The sequence below is a fragment of the Gemmata palustris genome, from assembly GCF_017939745.1.
GTDB lineage: Bacteria > Planctomycetota > Planctomycetia > Gemmatales > Gemmataceae > Gemmata > Gemmata palustris.
Genome location: NZ_JAGKQQ010000001.1, coordinates 2,167,717 through 2,182,437 on the forward strand (window position 1 = coordinate 2,167,717; position 14,721 = coordinate 2,182,437).

7 protein-coding genes are annotated in these 14,721 nt (G+C 64.5%); 2 read left to right on the top strand and 5 right to left on the bottom strand.

Going from position 1 to position 14,721, the window contains the following annotated elements:
* The first annotated feature begins 43 nt into the window (after positions 1–43).
* A complete protein-coding gene (locus J8F10_RS08520; protein WP_210653407.1) occupies positions 44–2,302 on the top strand; it encodes a glycoside hydrolase family 2 protein in 2,259 nt (752 codons plus the stop codon).
* Positions 2,303–2,390: 88 nt separating this feature from the next.
* Here the strand turns inward: J8F10_RS08520 and J8F10_RS08525 are convergent, their stop codons facing one another.
* From J8F10_RS08525 to J8F10_RS08545, 5 genes are all read right to left on the bottom strand, one after another.
* Positions 2,391–3,632, bottom strand: a complete 1,242-nt coding sequence (locus tag J8F10_RS08525; RefSeq protein ID WP_210653408.1) for an NAD(P)/FAD-dependent oxidoreductase — start codon at positions 3,630–3,632, stop codon at positions 2,391–2,393.
* A 110-nt stretch (positions 3,633–3,742) separates the two neighbouring features.
* Positions 3,743–5,350, bottom strand: coding sequence for a sialate O-acetylesterase (locus J8F10_RS08530; RefSeq protein ID WP_210653409.1), 1,608 nt, complete (start codon positions 5,348–5,350; stop codon positions 3,743–3,745).
* Between the two features lie 116 nt (positions 5,351–5,466).
* On the bottom strand, positions 5,467–6,837 hold the full coding sequence (locus J8F10_RS08535; RefSeq protein WP_210653410.1) for a DUF1501 domain-containing protein: 1,371 nt from the start codon (positions 6,835–6,837) through the stop codon (positions 5,467–5,469).
* Between the two features lie 84 nt (positions 6,838–6,921).
* Positions 6,922–7,638: an MIP/aquaporin family protein gene (locus J8F10_RS08540; RefSeq protein WP_210653411.1), complete on the bottom strand. Its 717-nt coding sequence runs from the start codon at positions 7,636–7,638 to the stop codon at positions 6,922–6,924.
* A 75-nt stretch (positions 7,639–7,713) separates the two neighbouring features.
* A complete protein-coding gene (locus tag J8F10_RS08545) occupies positions 7,714–9,135 on the bottom strand; it encodes a pyridoxal phosphate-dependent decarboxylase family protein (protein ID WP_210653412.1) in 1,422 nt (473 codons plus the stop codon).
* A 163-nt stretch (positions 9,136–9,298) separates the two neighbouring features.
* Between J8F10_RS08545 and J8F10_RS08550 the strand changes: the two genes are divergently transcribed.
* Positions 9,299–14,719 carry a neutral/alkaline non-lysosomal ceramidase N-terminal domain-containing protein gene (locus J8F10_RS08550; protein WP_210653413.1) on the top strand — a complete coding sequence of 1,807 codons (5,421 nt, stop codon included), beginning with the start codon at positions 9,299–9,301 and terminating at the stop codon, positions 14,717–14,719.
* Positions 14,720–14,721 lie beyond the last annotated feature (2 nt).

Below are 14,721 nucleotides of genomic sequence, written 5' to 3' on the forward strand. Positions count from 1 at the left end.
GTCACCTCTCTTGCGCCCGTTCACCTTTCGGAGTTACCACACGATGCACGCTCGTCTCCTCTCCTGTTTCGTCCTGTGCGCCGTTACTGCCGGCGCACTCGGTGCCGACTGGAAACCGGCTCCCACCCCGCTCATGACCAAGTGGGGCAAGGAAGTGAAACCCGATAGCGCGTGGCAGGAGTACCCGCGCCCGCAGATGGTGCGAAAGAACTGGCTAAACCTTAACGGCTTGTGGGACTACGCGATCACCAAAAAGGACGCGCCCAAGCCCGAGAAGTGGGACGGCCAGATCCTGGTACCGTTCTGCGCCGAGTCGGCGCTGTCGGGGGTCGGCAAGAGCGTCAGCAAGGACCAGAACCTGTGGTACCACCGCACGGTCGAAGTTCCCGCCGGGTGGAAGGATCAGCGCGTGCTGCTCCACTTCGGCGCCGTCGACTGGGAATCGACGGTCTTCGTCAACGGCAAAGAACTCGTTACCCACAAGGGCGGGAACGACCCGTTCTCGGTGGACATCACCGACGCGCTGAAGGACGGAAAGGGTGAACTCGTCGTGCGCGTGTGGGATCCAACGGATTCGGGCGCGCAACCACGAGGGAAGCAACAAGCGAAACCCGAAGGGATCTGGTACACGCCGGTCACCGGGATCTGGCAAACGGTGTGGCTCGAACCCGTGCCAGAAACGAGCATCACGGGTCTGCGCACGGAAACACGACTCCAAGACAAGGTCGTAATCGTAAGTTTGCAATCTCATAACGATAAGCCCAACGATCGCGTCCGCGTGACGGCTCTGCGAAATGGACAACGCATCGCTTCCGGTGACGCCCTCCCCAACGGCGAGATCACACTTCCGATCCTCAAACCAGAGCTGTGGACACCGGATACACCCAACCTTTACGACCTCAAGTTGGAGCTGGTGCGCAACGGCCAGACAATCGACGAAGCAACAAGCTATTTCGCGATCCGCACCATCACCACCGGGAAAGACGACAAGGGCGTGATGCGCCTGCTGCTCAACGGGAAGCCGTTGTTCCAGGTGGGGCCTCTCGATCAGGGATGGTGGCCGGACGGGTTGCTCACCCCGCCGTCCGACGCAGCGATGAAATACGACATCGAAGTGCTGAAGAAGATCGGCTTCAACATGCTCCGCAAGCACATCAAAGTGGAGCCGTCGCGCTACTACTACCACTGCGACAAGCTCGGGATGCTGGTGTGGCAGGACATGCCCAGCGGGGGCGTCCCGTCGCGCGGGCAACTCATTCCGCCGGACGCCAAAGAAGACGCCAAGTTCACCGACCCGGAGAAGAAGCAGTTCCGCGTGGAACTCAAGGCGATGATGGACCACCTGAAGTTCTTCCCGTGCATCGTGGTGTGGGTGCCGTTCAACGAGGGCTGGGGGCAGCACGACACTAACGACGTCCTGAAGTGGGTGAAAGACTACGACCGCACGCGCCTCGTGAACGGCCCGAGCGGGTGGGTGGACCGCGGGTTCGGCGACATGAAGGACGCGCACATCTATCCCGGCCCGGGGATGTTCCCCACGATGCCGGACCGCGTGAGCGTGCTCGGCGAGTTCGGCGGGCTGGGTCTGCCGCTCAAGGGCCACCTGTGGAAAGACACCGACAACTGGGGTTACCGGACGTTCAAGACCACCGAAGAACTGCGTGAGAACTACCGGTTGCTCGTGCGGCGATTGCACCCGCTCGTCGGCAAAGGATTGAGCGCGGCCGTGTACACCCAGACGACGGACGTGGAAGTCGAAGTGAACGGGCTGATGACCTACGACCGCGAGATCATCAAGTTCGATCTGGCTGAAACCGCGAAGTGGCACAAGACGCTGTTCGGCCCGGCGCCCGAGTACCGCGAACTCGTGCCGACGTCCGAAACGACCGCCCAGAAGTGGCGCTTCACGACCACCAAGCCCGCGGACGGTTGGGAGAAATCCGATTTCGATGCCTCAAAATGGACCGAGGCCGATGGAGGGTTCGGAACGCAGGGCACCCCGGGCGCGGTGGTGCGAACCGAGTGGAAGATCGCTGATATCTGGGTCCGACGCGGATTCGAGTTAAAGGACGCGCCGACGGGCGAAGTGATCTTGCGCATGCACCACGATGAGGATGCCGAGGTGTACATCAACGGCGTCCTCGCGCTCAAAGTGACCGACTGGACGTCGGGTTACACGGAGTTCTTCCTGACCGCAGAAGGGCGCAAGGCGCTCAAGAAGGGCGCGAATGTGATCGCCATTCACTGCAAGCAGACCCGCGGCGGTCAGTACATCGACGCGGGCCTACTGGAGCTGAAGTAGGCGAGTGACAGGCGAACCACGCCCGCCAGGGCGGTGGGTCTTGCACATAGCAAATGCACCCACCGCCCTGGCGGGCGGGGTTCGCCTGTTAGCGATTCAACCGGTACGGCGTCGGGTCGATGTGCGGCTTGCCGCCGCCCACCAGTTCGCTGACGAGTTTTCCGGTTGCGGTGGCCATCGAAAGCCCGAGCATGTTGTGTCCGGCCGCGATCATCACGTTGTTCGCAACAGGCGCGCGATCGATGACGGGCAGCCCGTCGGACGTCATGGGGCGCCAGCCCCACCACTCCTCTTGCACCGGCTCCGCGAGCGGGTCGCGCAGGTACAGCTTCGCGGCGTCCGTGAGCAGCGCCAGCCGCGACCGGTTCAGCGAATCGTCGTACCCCGAGAACTCCATCGTCGAACCGAGCCGGTACCCGCTCGCGAACGGCGTGACCGCGACGCGGTGCTCCTCGAATATGAGCGGGTACGTCGGGCACAGTGCCGGGCGCGGCATCGTCAGCGAGTACCCCTTACCGGGCTGGATCGGCACCCGGCACCCGAGCGCCGCGTTGAGTTGAGGGGTCCACGCGCCCGTCGCGATCACGAACTGATCGCCGGGAACGTCTCCGGCCGAGGTCTTGAGTGCAGTGGCGACGCCGTTTGCCGTCACGAGGCCGGTCATCGCGCAGTTCTCGCGGATCTCCACTCCTAGCGCCAGCAGCACGCGCTTAAGTTCGCTCATCAGGCGGTCGGGCCGGAGGTGTGCATCGGACTCGTACAGGTAGCCACCAGCCATCCCGGGCTTGAGGGCCGGTTCTAGCGCGGCGAGTTCGGCCGAATCGAACCGGCGCGCGGGCATCGAGAACTCGCGGCGTAACAGTTCGTCGGTGTGTGCGTAGTGCTCGAAGTGTTTCGGCGTCTGGAAGACGAACAGCAGCCCCTTCGATTCCCACTCGCACTCGATGCGTTCGGCCGCGATGAGTTCGTCGAACAGCGCCCGCGACGAATTGAGCAGCGCCTGAATTGCGCGCCCCGCGGCCATCATGTCGCGCGTGTTGCACTTCCGGGCGAAGCCCAGGAACCAGCCCAGGTTCGCGAGCGCCACGCCCGGGCGGACCTTGAGGGGCGAGTTCCGCTGGAAGAGGGTCTTGAGGGTGGACGTGATCGCCCCGGGCGCGGCGAACGGCAGAACGTGACTGGGGCACACGTACCCACAGTTCGCGTGAGAACAGCCGGACCCGAATTCTTTGCGATCAACGATGGCGACCGTGTGCCCGGTCTTCGCAAGGTGGTAGGCGCAACACGCACCCACCACTCCCCCGCCCACAATCACGACGCGCTTCGTCATGCGATCTCCCTAAAAGGCGAACGGCCGGCGCGGGCCGACCGATCGAGCGCGAGGGGCTCTGGCGCCCACCTCTCACTAACCGGCTCGTGCCGGCCGTTCGCCCGGATGCACTATTTCGGCTTCGGCTGCGTGGTGTACGGCGCATCGTCCGTGCGGAACGGTGAAGCCGGCAGCCCCTCTTTGTTAAAGAGATTCAGGGTCGGTTTGGCGAAGTTCACCCACCCGTAGCGCACCGCGGTCGGCTCCGCAACCTGCTCGCTGCTGAGGAGAACGGTGTCGTCCTTGATGGTCGCCTTCGCCGGGTGGAACTTCCCGTCCTTGCCCGCGAGCGTGAAGCCCACGAGGTCGCCGTCCTTCGCGACCAGCCCGCCGCCCACGTGTGTGAACGTCAGCGTCGCGGTGCCGCTCGCGAATTTTGCGTCCTTGAGCATCGGGCCGTAGTATTCGATCTTCTTGCCGTACTCGATCCCCAGCGCCGCGAGCGCGAGCCGCTCGCCGACCGGTCCCTTCGGCTTCGGGTGGATGTCGGTTTCGTTGCCAATGTCGGTGATGACCGCGATCCCGGTCTTCGGCAAAGTCTTGGCCGCGTACAGTTGGGCGTCACGCAGTTCGGCGTAGGTGACCGCGTTCGCGTTGCCGTTCCCGAACGGCGCGAGTTGAACGAGCATGAACGGCAGGTCGCAGTTGTACCGCGCGCGCCAGTCCTTAATCATCGTCGGGAACAGCGTGCGGTACTCGTAGGCCCGGCCGGTGTTCGATTCGCCCTGGTACCAGATCGCGCCCTTCGTCTTGAAGTTCAAAATCGGGTAAATCATCGCGTTGTACAGCACGCCCGGGGTGTGCGGCCCCAGATTGGGCGGCGTCGCACCCGGCTTGCCCGGTTCCCTCGGGACCGGCTTGCCCTCGGCCTTCGCCTTGTCCGCAGCTTCCTTCCACTTCGCCAGGGTCTTTTCGTAAGCCTCCAGTGCCTTCTTCTGGTCGTACTCGTCGTAGGCCTTGACTGTGGCCCGGGCGCGGTCGGCGTAGTATTTCAGACTCGGCTCGGCGTCGAGCGCTTCCAGGCTCGTCCACGCCTCGGCCGGGGTGCCGCCCCACGACGAGTGGATCAACCCGACGGGAATTCCGAGTTCCTTCTGGAGCTTCTGGCCGAAGTGGTACGCGACCGCGGAGAACCCGCCGATCGTGTCCGCCGAACTCACGTCCCACTTGGTGAAGTGCCCGAGGTCGTCTTGGTTGGTGATCGGGCGCGGCGCGGTCCACTGCTTGACGGTGAACAGCCGCAGGTCCGGGTTCTTCGCGCCCTCTTTCACTTTGGCCGGGTCTTCGCTGATGTTCACGGGCCATTCCATGTTGGACTGGCCGGAGCAGACCCACACCTCGCCCACCGCGACGTTCTTGAACGCGATGGTGTTCTTGCCCTTCACGGTGAGTGCGTAGCCGGTGCCGGCCTTCTGCGCCGGGATCTTCGCGACCCATTTGCCGTCCTTGTCCGCGGTCACGCCCGAGACCGCGCCGCTCGCCTCGTTCTCGGTCTTTCGTTCCAGCCTCACGGTGACCGACTCGCCCGGATCGGCCTTGCCCCAAACGACGACTTCAGTGCCCTGCTGGAGCACCACGTTGTCAGAGAAGATCGGGTGCGGTTTGACATCGGCGCGGGCGGTACCCAGCGCCAGCACGCTCACCGATACGGTGAGCAGTACGGCCTTGAACGGACGCATGGAGAGGGCTCCAAGTGTATAAGTGGGAACGCGAATGGTAGGCGGAGGACAAATTAAACTGTCGCCCGGCGAAAGGCAACGATGCACTGGCCAGTTTGCGCAGCGCGCGAATCTTATCACCCGAACAAATCGAGCACCGGCTTCCCCGCGCTCACGGGCCGGGTGAACCCGTCGGACCCGAGCTTCGTTTCCGGAGCCACATCGAGCGCGTGGAACAGCGTCGCGCCGAAGTCCTCGGGGCTCACCGGACTGTCTTTCACATACGCCGCGATCTTGTCGGACGCGCCATGCACCGCTCCCCCACGAATTCCGGCACCCGCAAGCAGCGCCGAGTAGCACGCCGGCCAGTGATCGCGCCCCTCGCCACTCACACGCGGCGTGCGGCCGAATTCGCCTACCAGCACCACGAGCGTCGTTTCTAATAATCCGCGATCTTCCAGGTCGCTCAGCAGTGCGGACACGGCTTCGTCCACACGCGGGAGCGCCCAACTCAGCCCAAACGCGGTGGAGCCGAAGATACTACCGAGGCCCGGCCCCGTGCCGTGCATGTCCCACGTTTGCACGTTGCGAAACGCCTCGCCCGGTGGGAGTCCGGTCCACGCGGTCACACTGACGAGCCGCGTCCCCGCTTCGACGAGTCTGCGGGCCATGAGCAAATTCTGCCCGAGCGGGTGGCGCCCGTAGCGGTCGCGCGTGCGTGCAGATTCGCGGTCGAGATCGAACGCGACCCGCGCTTCGGGACCGGTGAGCAAATCAACCGCCTTCTCGCGGTACTTCTCCATGTTCGCGGCGTCAGAACCACCCGCGGGCTGCGTGGATTCGACACGCGCGAGGAGTTTCTGTCGGTCGAGCAACCGGGGCGTCGGGACATCCGTGGGTGGGTCGAACGACTTCACCTTGAAGCCCGGCGCGGACGGATTGTCGAGATCGGTCCCGATGCGCAGCGGCGCGTAAACTGCTCCGAGGAAGCCGCCCGTGAGGTAACGCGGTTGCACATCTCCGGCGAGGTTCTGCAGCCACACGTAGGGTGGGACGTTCCCGGTCGGCGGGCACAGCTTCGCAACGACCGAACCGTAATACGGGGTGCTCTCGGCCGGGCGCGAGTGGCCCGTCATGCAGACGTGCATTCCGCCGTCGTGATTGGGGTCGCCGTGGGTCATCGACCGCACGAGGCAGTACCGGTCGGCGAGACGCGCCAGGCGCGGGAGGTGCTCACAGACCCGAACACCCGGAACGGCGGTCGCAATCGGCTTGAACGGCCCGCGAATCTCCGCAGGCGCATCCGGCTTCATGTCCAAACTGTCGATTTGGCTGCACCCGCCGTACTGGACAATGAAGATGCACGACTTCGGTTTCCCCCGCCGCAGACCGCTACCACCTCCCGGTGACGCGCGCAAAAGTTCCGGTAACCCCAATCCAAGAACGCTGATTCCGCCGAGTTGGAGGAGTTGGCGGCGATTGGGGCGCGCGTGGGGGCTGAATTTCATGGCGGGTACCCACGAATTCGGCGGGTTGCGAGGCAGGACTTCCGAGCATACCACACCTACCCGCCGATCCGAGCGCGGATTCCGTTACGCGCTTGTCACTAACTTCGCTGCCGCCAATGCTCCTGCTGCGCCCCCAACGAGCGGCCCGACGATCGGTACCCAGGCATAGCCCCAATCGCCCCCACCCTTCCCCGCGATGGGTAAGATCGCGTGCGCGAGGCGCGGACCGAGGTCGCGGGCCGGGTTGATCGCGTACCCGGTCGTGGCGCCGAGGCTGAGGCCGATTCCCCACACGAGCGCGCCACCGAGCGGGGCCGCCAGCGCGCCGTTGATGCCTTTCTCCACGACGGCCGTGCCGACGAAGACCAATACGAACGTCGCGAGTGCTTCGCCGAAGACGTTTGCAGGAAAGTGACGAATCGCGGGTGCGGTGCAGTAACACGCGCGCTTCAATTCGGGATCGGGCGTTTCGGCCCAGTGCGCGAAGTAGTGCAGCCAGACGAGTGTCGCCCCCACGAACGCGCCCGCGACCTCCGCGGCGGCGAACATCAGTGCCTTGTCGACCGTGAGTTTCTCGGTAAGAACCGCCGCCAGCGGCCCGACCGGGTTGATGTAGCCCGGCGCGCCGATCGCCTTCGCGGTGTACACACCGGCCATCACCGCGAAAGCCCACCCCGCAGTAATCGCCATCCACCCGGCGTTCTGGGCCTTCGACTTGTTCAAGAGCGTGCCCGCAACGACCCCGTTGCCGAGCAGAATCAGGACTGCCGTACCAACAAACTCACCAAGCAGGTCGTACACAGGGTACCCTTCGTGGGAGAGATTTACGAGTCTCGAAGCGTACCCGCGCACGCGCCCGTGTGCCACACGCAGAGGTTAAGAATTTCGTCTTTCGGCCGCGGATCGCATCGCGTTCCAGGCCGCATCCACGTCCGCGCGCTCGGTTGTGATCGAACCCACCGACACGCGGACCATCCAGCGCCCCGCGAGGACCGCGGGCGTGAGGTACGCCGCCCCGGAAGCGTTCACGCGCTCCGCCCAATCGCGCGTGTGTGCATCGAGCGCTTCGCCGGTCAGTTCCGGTGGTTCGTGAACCACACACACCGTTTGGAGCGGCACCGGCGCCATCACCTTCCAGTTCGGGGTGCGCGACACTTCCCCCGCGAGCCACGCGGCGTTCGCGATGTCGCGCCGGAGCCGCGCCTGCAAACCCGATACGCCTTCGGCGCGAATGAGGCACCACAGTTTCAACGCGCGGAACCGGCGCCCGAGCGCGATTCCCCAATCGCGGTAGTTCGGCGCCTTGCCATCCGCCTGCGTGCGCAGGTAACTCGGGCTCGTGGACATCACGCGAATGAGGTGCTCGGTGTCGCGCACGTAGAAGAGCGAGCAGTCGAACACCGCGCCGAGCCACTTGTGCGGGTTCAACACGAGCGAATCCGCGCCCTCGATCCCGGCCCACATCGACCGACACTCGGGAAGAATCATCGCGGACCCCGCCATTGCCGCGTCAACGTGGACCCAGAGTTTGTACCGCGCTGCGACTTCCGCGATCGCGCCCACCGGGTCGAGCGCGGTCGAAGCCGTGGTGCCTGTCGTGGCGACCACCGCACACGGCACCTTCCCCGCATCGAGGTCCGCTCGAATTGCCGCTTCCAGCGCATCGGCGCGCATCGCGAAGGCGTCATCGACGGGAACCGCGCAGACGTTGTCGCGCCCGAAGCCCGCGAGCAATGCGGCCTTCTCCACGGAACTGTGACTCTGCGAGGAAACGTATACCACGAGCGGTTTGGGTTCCGCCTGCAACCCCCCGCGAACGAGGGAGAAATTACTGGCGCGCTCGCGCGCGCAGAGCAGCGCGAGTAGGGTCGCGGTGGACGCGGCGTCCTGAATCACCCCCGACCACGCGCCCGAAAGTCCGACCATCTGGCGCATCCAGTCGCACGCGAGTTCTTCCAATTCTGTGAGCGCGGGACTGGATTGCCAGTTCAACCCGAGCTGCCCCAATCCCGTACTGAGGAAGTCGCCGAGCACGCTCGCGAGTTCCGCATTCGAGGGGAAGTACCCGAAGAACCGCGGGTGCTGCCAGTGGGTCAGTCCGGGAAGGAGGATCGTGTTGAGATCCGCGAGCACCGCATCGAACGGCTCGGCGGCGGCCGGCGGGTGGGTCGGGAGTTGTGCCCGGATCGCGCCCGGCTCCGTCGTTGCCCGCACGGGCCGCGTCGCGATTGTCGCGCGATAGTCGGCAATGAAATCAATGAGTTTGTGGCCGTAGTCACGGAACTCGTCGGGGGTCATCGAAACCTCGGTGAACAGCGAATGGCATTCCCTAATCTGTGTAGTGCGACGTCAAAGAGCTGCCACACCCGTGATTCGGGCACGAGCCCGTCACGACGACAAAGTTGGGTCGCGTCCGGGCACATCGTGTGAGATAATCCGGCACCTCGCGGAGACCTTTCCCATGCGCACCGCATTCACTTTTGGCCTGTTGGTGACGACGTTCTTCAGCACTGCGTCCGCGGCCGAGCCGCTGCCCTACAAGATCGGCGCAGCAAAGGTCGATATCACCCCGGGCCACGCGGTCCGCCTCAACGGGTTTGGCTCCCGCCGCACCGAATCGGAGGGCACGTACCACAAGATCCACGCGCGAGCACTCGCCATTGACGACGGCAAGGCGCCCGTCGTGCTCATGACCGTGGACGTTCTCGGTATCCCGGCCGACGTCTTCGATGAGGTTGCGAAGCGCCTGGCGAAGAGAGCAGGACTCAAACCGGAACGGCTCACGATTACCGCGACGCACACGCACACTGGCCCAATGATTACGGGCGCCAACCCTACTCTCTTCGGCGTCCCCATTCCGAAGGAGCACCAGACGAACATCGACAAATACACGCCGGTGTTCCTCGACAAGCTGGAAGAGGCGGCCCTCACCGCACTCAAGGACATGACGCCCGCGAAGCTGGAGTGGGGCGTCGGGAAGGTCGGCTTCGCGATGAACCGGCGCACGAAGAACGGCCCGACCGATCACGACCTCCCGGTTCTGTTCGCGCGCGACGAGATGGGCAAGATTTGTGCGGTTTACGTCAACTACGCCTGTCACTGCGTCACGCTGTCGCACAACAAGATCGGCGGCGACTGGGCCGGGTTCGCGGCCGCGGCGATCGAGGACAACTTCGAGGGGGCCGTGGCACTCGTCGCCATCGGTGGTGGTGCGGACCAGAACCCGGCGTCGGGTGTTGCGGGAGCGAAAGAAGATGTCGCGAACGCACAGGGGCGCGACATCGCGACCGAGGTCCGGCGCCTGTCACAAAACTATCTGGCCCCCGTAACGGGCGCGATCACCGCGAAGGTCACTGCACTTGAACTGCCGCTCGCCGCGCTCCCGACGCGCAAGGAGTGGGAAGAGAAGGCCAAGCGGATGGACGCGATCGGGCACCACGCCCGCGTCACGCTCGCGAAACTCGATCGGGGCGAAAAGCTCCCCACGAAGATCGCGTACCCGGTCCAAACATGGGCGTTCGGCGAAGCGCTCGCGATGGTTCACTTGCCCGGCGAGTTGGTGGTCGATTACCCCCTGCGGTTGAAGAAGGAACTTGATGGCGAGCGCGTGTGGGTGACCGGTTACGCGAACAACGCCCCATGCTACATCCCCAGCGAGCGCGTGCTGAAGGAGGGCGGCTACGAGGGCGGCGGGGCGATGATCTACTACGACCTGCCGGCCGCGTTCGCGCCGGGGTTGGAGGACAAAATCATCAGCGCCGTGAAGGAACAAATCGGGAAAACGTTCGCGGCGAAATTCGATCCGAAGAAGACCGGCGACACGAAGCCACTCTCGCCCCAACAGTCGCGCTCCCTCATCAAGACGAAGCCCGGGCTGAAGGTCGAACTCGTGGCCGCGGAGCCGCTCGTCGCGGACCCGGTGACGATCGCGTTCGGGCCGGACGGCAAACTGTGGGCCGCGGAGATGGCCGACTACCCGAGTGGTAAGGGACCGCTCGAACCGGGCGGGCGCGTCGTGTTCCTCGAAGACACGAACGGCGACGGGATCTTCGACAAGAGCACAGTGTTCCTCGACAACCTCCCGCTCCCCACGGGCGTGCTCCCCTGGCGCAAGGGCGTACTCGTCTGTGCCGCGCCCGACATCCTGTTCGCGGAAGACACCGATGGCGACGGCAAAGCCGACAAAGTCACGAAGCTCTACTGCGGGTTCGGCACCGAGAACCAACAGGGGCGCGTGAACAGCCTGCAGTACGGGCTCGACGGCTGGGTGTACGGCTCATGTGGGCTCTTCGGCGGAAACATCACCTGCGGACTGACGAAAAAAGTGGTCGCGCTCGGTGACCGCGACTTCCGCATCCGCCCGGACACGGGGGAACTCGAACCCGCGACCGGGCGCACGCAACAGGGGCGCGTCCGGGACGACCGCGGGAACTGGTTCGGCTGCGACAACAGCACACTGATCCGGCACTACGTTCTCGACGACCATTACCTGCGCCGGAACCCGTTCGTCAGCTACCCGAACGCGATGGTGAACGTCGCCCCCACGAACAAACTATTCTCGCTGAAAACGGACGCCCAGCGGTTCGCACTGTCCGGCCCGCCGAACACGATCACCGCGGCGTGCGGCCTCGGCATTTACCGAGACACCCTCTTGGGTCAGGAATATTACGGCAACTCGTTCACGTGCGAACCGGTCAACCTCGTCGTCACGCGCCGTGTCCTCAAACCGAGCGGTGCCACGTTCGTTGGTGAGCGCGCCAAGGACGAAACCGATAGCGAGTTCCTCGCCTCAACGGACGGCTGGTTCCGACCGGTCCACATCACGACCGGTCCGGACGGCTGCCTGTACGTAGCGGACATGTACCGCTACCTGATCGAGCACCCGCGCTGGATTCCGCCCGCGGACCTCGCGCAAATCGACACCCGCGCCGGCGCGGGTTTGGGTCGCGTTTACCGCATCGCACCAGAAAAGGGTTCCCCGCGCCCCTGGGTGCGGCTCGACAATCTCGACACCGCCGGGCTGGTCGCCGCCCTCGACAGCTCGAACGGTTGGCAGCGCGACATGGCGATGATGATGCTCATCTGGAAGGATGACGCGAAGGCGAAAGAATCACTCGAGAAATTGGTTCTCGAATCGAAGACCGGCCTCGCGCGAATGCAAGCGCTTTGCACGCTCGACACGTTGGGAGATCTGAAACAGGAATTACTGATGACCGCACTCGGGGATTCGGACCCAGTCGTTCAGCAGCACAGTATACGCCTCGGGAAGAACCTCTATGCGAACAAAGACCACCTTCGAGCGCAGCTCGCGGAAGTAATCCTCACCGCGGACGCGAGCACGCAACTTCAAGTCGCTCTCTCAGTGGACGACCCGCACGTTCTCGAACGCCTTCTGCAACGTGCTTCCTCTGATCCGTTCCTGCGCGCGGCCGTGGTGAGCAACCTGAATAAAGACAACCTCGCTGCCTTCGCGCGAATGAAAGTACTCTCGTCCCCGCAGCTTATGCGCGACCTCTTTGCCACGGCCGCGGGCCTCGACAACGGATCAACTTTGCCGCAGTTGCTCGAAATTGCCGCGAAGCCCAAAGGGGGCATGTTTGAATCGTGGCAGTTGGCAGCCGTCGCCGGCGCGCTCGATTCCCTGGAGCGACAGGGGAAGACCTGGGACAAGCTCGCGCCGGGCCTTCGCAAATCGATCGACCCGATTGTCGCGTTCGCGCGAAAGATTATTGAGAAAGACGACGCGACCGAAGCCGATCTACTCGCCGCACTGCCGCTCCTCGGCCACGATCCGGCCACACGTGCCGACGACCTGAAGCGCCTCGCCGAGTTGCTCGCTGCGACGCGCCCCGCCGCGGTGCAAACGGCCGCGGTTACTGCGCTCACGCGCAAGTCGGACGCCTCCACTCCCGCCACACTCATCAGCGCGTGGAAGAGTGCGACGCCGGCCCTGCGCGCCCGCATACTCGATGCGCTCCTCAGTCGCCCCGCGTGGCACCCGGAACTGCTTAGCGCCATCGAGAAAGGGACCGTACTCGCGGGGCAGATCGATGCAAGCCGGCGCCAGCAACTCGCCGATTCGCCGGACGCCGCGATTCGCCAACGCGCGGAAAAACTGTTCGCGGGCAGCACCAACCCCGACCGGCAAAAAATCATCGACGACTACAAGTCGGCGCTCGCGCTGAAGGGCGACAAGACGCGCGGAAAGGCCGTATTCGCGAAGTCGTGTTCCGCGTGCCACGTGCTCGAAGGTGTCGGGAGCGCGGTCGGTCCGGACCTTGCCGCGCTCGCGAACAAGTCACCGCTGTACCTGCTCTCCGAGATCCTCGATCCGAACCGCAACCTCGATTCGCGCTACTCCGAATACAAGGCCGTGACGAAGGACGAGCGCACGGTGAGCGGCATCCTCGCGGTCGAAACGGGCACGAGCGTCACGCTCCGCGGTCAACAGGCCAAAGAAGAAGTGATCCTCCGGTCCGAAATTCAGGAGCTGCGCGGCACCTCGAAATCACTCATGCCCGAGGGGTTGGAAAAGGATGTCACGAAGCAGGATATGGCGGACCTGATCGCGTACCTGACCGCCAACGAGCCGCCGCACAAGGCGTTCGCGGGCAACGCTCCGGCCGAAATTACTGTCGCCGACAACGCTCTGACACTCCCGGCGACGAAGTGCTTCGTGTACGGCGACGCGATCGTCTTCGAGCCGGACTTCCAGAACATCGGGTACTGGAATCGCGATGCCGACTTCGTCGCGTGGAAGGTGAAAGTCGATAAGGCGCGCGAGTTCGACGTGTACCTCGATTACGCCTGCGCGAACGACTCCGCCGGCAACCTCTTCGCGGTCGACGGCGCGGAACAGGCCCTGCGCGGGAAGATCGCGTCCACCGGCGGCTGGGACCAGTATGCCCTTGTGAAACTCGGCACGATCAAGCTCCCACCCGGTGCGGGGAAGATCACCTTCCGCGCCGACGCAACCGTGAAGAACGCGCTACTTGATTTGCGCACCCTGTACCTCGTTCCCCCGGGCGCAAAACCAAAGGTCGCCGGGGTGAGTAACAAACCGCTGTCACCGGCAGAACTCGCCGCACTCATCCTCGACGACGCGACGCCACGAGACCGGCGCGAGGCTCTGGTGAAGCAAGCGATTCCGCTCGCGCCGGACGTGGTTCGCGCGATGGTCGCGAACCTCCCGGCGAACGACGCGAAGGAAGAGTACCGCCGAATCCCGTGGGTGTGGCGCGTCGCCATCGGAGCGGGGCGCGCGAACGATGCCACGGTACTCACGGGCCTACTCGATGTCTCGTTCCCCCGAAAGGGCGAAGCGCTGCGCGACTGGCAAGCCGTCGTTCTCGGTGGGGGCGTAATTAACGGGCTGAGTCTCGAAGGGAAATGGCCCGGCGCGCGGCTCGCGGAACTGATCCGCCCCGATCCGGAGTTGGCCGGGCGCTGGGCCGAGTGCCTGAAGCTGTCGCACGTAATGGCCGACGACGAGAAGGTGTCAACGGGCACGCGGTACGATGCACTGCGGATCGTTGCACTCGACGAGTGGAAGGGCACCGAACCGCGGTTGAAAAAGTACCTCGCGCAGTCCGCTCACGCGGAGCTTCAACAAGGCGCGGTGAGTGGATTGGTAGACGTTGACCGCACCGAGGCCGCAACGCTTCTGGTCCACGCACTACCCGATCTGACGGTCGGGAACCGCAAACTAGCGATCACCGGCTTGCTTCGCACACCCGCTCGCGCAACGGCCCTTCTCGACGCGATCCAAAAAGGAACCGCGAAGCCGGAGTGGGTCGAGGAGGAGCACCGCGCCGTGCTTCTTGAACACCCGGACCGGGCCGTTCGCACCCGCGCCGCAAAGCTCGTCGGCGACGGACGTTAACG

Bases quoted from the DNA above. Each gene is read 5' to 3' on its own strand.
- J8F10_RS08525 (WP_210653408.1), bottom strand. From the start codon at position 3,632: ATGACGAAGCGCGTCGTGATTGTGGGCGGGGGAGTGGTGGGTGCGTGT.
- J8F10_RS08550 (WP_210653413.1), top strand. From the start codon at position 9,299: ATGCGCACCGCATTCACTTTTGGCCTGTTGGTGACGACGTTCTTCAGC.
- J8F10_RS08520 (WP_210653407.1), top strand. From the start codon at position 44: ATGCACGCTCGTCTCCTCTCCTGTTTCGTCCTGTGCGCCGTTACTGCC.
- J8F10_RS08535 (WP_210653410.1), bottom strand. From the start codon at position 6,837: ATGAAATTCAGCCCCCACGCGCGCCCCAATCGCCGCCAACTCCTCCAA.
- J8F10_RS08530 (WP_210653409.1), bottom strand. From the start codon at position 5,350: ATGCGTCCGTTCAAGGCCGTACTGCTCACCGTATCGGTGAGCGTGCTG.
- J8F10_RS08545 (WP_210653412.1), bottom strand. From the start codon at position 9,135: ATGACCCCCGACGAGTTCCGTGACTACGGCCACAAACTCATTGATTTC.